Below are 4071 nucleotides of genomic sequence, written 5' to 3' on the forward strand. Positions count from 1 at the left end.
GCCTTGACTTGAATACACTACTATACATAGCGCTTGCCGTAGGTGCAGTGGCTATTGTTTACCCAACAATAAAAGATCTTTTTAAGAAAAATAAAACAACCGGCGCAACAACAGACAATAAAGAACAACCGGTAAACGCAGCCGTACTTCCTTTACAGCTGCAGGCATATGAGAGAATGGCGCTTTATGTAGACCGTATCACCCCGCAAAGCCTGATAGGGCGCATCTATCAGCCGGGGTTAACAGCAGTGGACATGCAGATAGCCATGGTACAACAGATCAAAGCGGAATATGAACATAATGTTACCCAGCAGATCTACGTATCGGCCATGACATGGGAAGCCGTGAAAACATTAAAAGAACAAACCATTTCCGTGATTAACCAGGTGGCCGTGCAACTCCCACCGGATGCACCGGCAATGGAACTGAACAAACAAATACTGGAAGTATTTTTACAGGCAGGCGAATCTCCTGCGGAACTGACTTCCCAGATCATCAACGCAGAAGCAAAAAGGCTGATGCGGTAATCACTTCGCATTGATCACTTCATTCAACAAATAACTTTTTCCATTAAACGAAATATACAGCGGCGTTCCCTGGTACCAGGGGATGCCGTCCTTTTTGGCATGTACCTGGATATGCAGGTGAGGTTCTGAACTAAAGCCGGAATTACCCACGCAACCGAGCGGTTCACCCTGTTTCACATACTGCCCCTCACGAACTATCACACTGCCCATTTTCAGGTGAGCCATGAACACATAGTATCCGGGGGTTTCCAGTAACACCTGGTTGGTGTTCTTCGGGCCGCGATCCATTGCAGGCGGTATATTGTCGGGGTTATTGCTATAGGCTCTCATTACCAGGCCGTCGCATGGTGCATATATAGTATCACCGAAGATCACGTAGTCCTCCAGGTTCCGGGAAAATATCTTTCCTGCGCGTCCGCCATAACTATTCAGTTTTACAATATCCATTGCATAAATGGCTCCGCGTAAACTAAAGTGAAAAACATTGGTAGGCAATCCTTTACCTCCCTGCAACACAAAGTACTTACCCGGTTTAAAAGGAAATGCCAGCGCTACCCGCCGGGGTTTACCCGTAGTGCCGGTGAAGTACAACACAGACATCATCACGAAAACAAGCGTAAGCACAGCATTACTGCGGCGTTTCCATAAGGGCGTAGGCCGGGCCGCATGATCATGCTTACGCATGGTATAAGCAGCCATATTCCCTATGAGCAGCCCGCCAAAAATATATTTCGCGTAAATAGACAGGTATACCCAGGTGCCATATAAATACAGGAACCCTCCCAGTGAAAGTCCCAGCAACAAATAGCTGTAAGTTGCCGCCAGCGGACGGCTTCCCGCTTTCCAGACAAGATATAAACTATACAACGCCAGTGCGATCGTTGCGCCTAATAAACAGTAAATGACCATAGTATCCCGCCAACTTTAACACAAAATATCAATATTTTTCTCAGCGGCGAAGTACCATAATAATTATGTAACATTGCAACGCTAGTTTTAGATACCATGGAAAAAACCATTCAAACCGATTCAGGCATTGTAATAGCACCGGTATATACACAACCGGTGCAGATGGAAGAACAGCCCGGCGTTTTTCCCTACACCCGTGGCATACATGCTACCATGTACCGCGATAAACTGTGGACCATGCGGCAATATGCGGGATTCAGCACGGCCGAAGAATCGAATAAAAGGTATCACTACCTGCTCAGCCAGGGTGTTATGGGCCTGAGTGTGGCCTTTGATCTTCCCACGCAGATCGGCTACGATTCAGATCACCCGATGTCTGAAGGGGAAGTGGGAAAAGTAGGCGTAGCCATAGATTCCCTGGAAGATATGGAAATATTGTTTAAAGATATTTCACTGGAACAGATCTCCACCTCCATGACCATCAACGCCACCGGGTTTATCCTGCTGGCATTTTACATAGCGCTGGCCAAACGGCAGGGCGCCGATCTAAAAAAGATTTCCGGCACCATCCAGAATGATATCCTGAAGGAATACGCCGCCAGGGGCACTTTTATTTACCCGCCCAAGCCTTCCATGCGGCTTATCACGGATATTTTTGCCTATTGCAGCAAAGAGGTGCCCAAATGGAATACCATCTCCATTTCCGGTTACCACATCCGCGAAGCAGGCGCCAATGCCGTGCAGGAGCTGGCTTTCACGCTGGCTAACGGGAAAGCCTATCTGAAAGCAGCGCTCGACACCGGCCTCGATATCAATGTATTTGCCAAGCGGTTGTCTTTCTTTTTCAATGCACATAACCATCTTTTTGAAGAGGTAGCCAAATTCCGTGCAGCGCGGCGCATGTGGGCAAATATTACCCAATCGCTGGGCGCCACCGATCCCAAAGCGCAAATGCTGCGGTTTCACACGCAAACCGGCGGCAGCACTCTTACCGCACAGCAGCCACAGAATAATATTGTGCGCGTAGCCATTCAAACACTCGCAGCCACCATGGGCGGTACACAATCACTGCACACCAACGGCTACGACGAAGCATTGTCATTGCCCACGGAAGAAGCGGCGCGCATCGCCCTCCGCACACAGCAGATTGTGGGTTATGAAAGCGGTGTAGCAGATACTGTAGACCCCCTTGCTGGTTCTTTCTATGTAGAAGCGCTTACCAACGAAGTAGAAAATAAAGCCTGGGAACTGATTCATAAAATTGATGCCATGGGAGGCGCAGTAAGCGCTATAGAACAGGGTTTTATCCAGGATGAAATAGCTAAGAGCGCATACAGGTATCAACAGGAAATTGAAAATAATGAGAAAATAATCATTGGTGTCAATAAATTTACAGCGGCAGACCAGGCCACCCCGGAGGTATTCCGTATCGACGACAGCATCCGGACAGTACAATCTGAACGCCTGAAATCCTTACGGGAACGCCGTGATAACGCTGCCGTGCAAAACGCACTGGCGCAGATCCGGCAGGCTGCCGGCACTGATGAAAACCTGATGCCCCTGGTAGTAGCAGCAGTAGAACACTTGTGTACCCTCGGAGAAATTGCAGACGTGCTGAGAGAAGTATGGGGAGAATATAAATAATTGTATAAGCGTATTCAATAGTCAAATGAGTTTAATCTATCACAACACCTGTCCGCTTTGTGGATCGTCACAAATACATGAAGCGATTACTGCCAGAGACTACACCGTATCAAAGGAACCATTCAGCATCTTCCATTGCGGGGGCTGCGGCGGCCGCTTTACACAAAACGTGCCCGACAGCGCGCATATCGGGCGGTATTACCAGTCGCAGGAATATATTTCCCATTCTGAAACAAAGCAGGGACTTATTAACCGCTTATACCACAGTGTCAGGAAAATTACGCTGCGCTCCAAACAAAACTGGGTACGCAACGCTTCCGGTATCAAAACAGGCGCCCTGCTGGATATAGGCAGCGGCACCGGCGCATTTCTCCACTACATGAAAACCGGCGGCTGGACTGTTACCGGGCTGGAGCCCGATGAAAACGCACGTCGGAATGCCAAAGAGATCTACGGCGTGGAGGCGCTGCCCATTGAACAACTGTACACACTGGCTCCGCAACAGTTTGATGCCATCACCATGTGGCATGTACTGGAGCATGTGCACGACCTTCACCGCTACCTGGATCATATCCGCACCCTGCTGAAACCCGGCGGTTCCTTACTCATCGCCGTTCCCAACTATACCTCCTCCGACGCCGACTACTATAAAGAATACTGGGCCGCCTATGATGTGCCCCGGCATCTTTATCATTTTTCTCCCGGCTCCATGGAAAAATTACTATCACAACATCAAATCAAACTGGCAAAGAAGCACCCGATGGTATTCGATGGCTTCTATGTAAGTTTGCTCAGCGAAAAATATAAAACCGGCAAAAGCCGGCTGCTGCAGGGCTTCTTCCACGGCTTCCGCTCCTATCGCAAAGGTCTGAAAACGGTGGACCGGTGCAGTTCTATTGTGTACGAGTGTAAAATATAGCCCGCTTTCGGCGGGTTATGCGGATTTTGTCTGACTCAGGATTAAACTGATTACACTGATTACCCTGATTTG

4 protein-coding genes are annotated in these 4071 nt (G+C 48.8%); 3 read left to right on the plus strand and 1 reads right to left on the minus strand.

From position 1 onward, the window contains the following. A partial coding sequence (locus tag VN105_RS11855; RefSeq protein ID WP_325641091.1) for a hypothetical protein occupies positions 1–527 on the plus strand: 527 nt, incomplete at its 5' end. Here the strand turns inward: VN105_RS11855 and VN105_RS11860 are convergent. Continuing rightward, on the minus strand, positions 528–1436 hold the full coding sequence (locus tag VN105_RS11860; RefSeq protein ID WP_325641093.1) for a M23 family metallopeptidase: 909 nt from the start codon (positions 1434–1436) through the stop codon (positions 528–530). It lies immediately after the preceding gene. A 96-nt stretch (positions 1437–1532) separates the two neighbouring features. On the opposite strand from VN105_RS11860, the gene VN105_RS11865 reads away from it, so the two are divergent. Together VN105_RS11865 and VN105_RS11870 are read left to right on the plus strand one after the other, a co-directional pair. Then, on the plus strand, positions 1533–3080 hold the full coding sequence (locus VN105_RS11865; RefSeq protein ID WP_325641095.1) for an acyl-CoA mutase large subunit family protein: 1548 nt from the start codon (positions 1533–1535) through the stop codon (positions 3078–3080). 25 nt (positions 3081–3105) lie between these two features. Continuing rightward, a complete protein-coding gene (locus VN105_RS11870; protein WP_325641097.1) occupies positions 3106–3999 on the plus strand; it encodes a class I SAM-dependent methyltransferase in 894 nt (297 codons plus the stop codon). The last annotated feature ends 72 nt before the right edge of the window (positions 4000–4071 follow it).

The sequence above is a fragment of the Chitinophaga sp. genome (genome assembly GCF_035564935.1).
In the GTDB taxonomy this organism is placed as follows: domain Bacteria; phylum Bacteroidota; class Bacteroidia; order Chitinophagales; family Chitinophagaceae; genus Chitinophaga.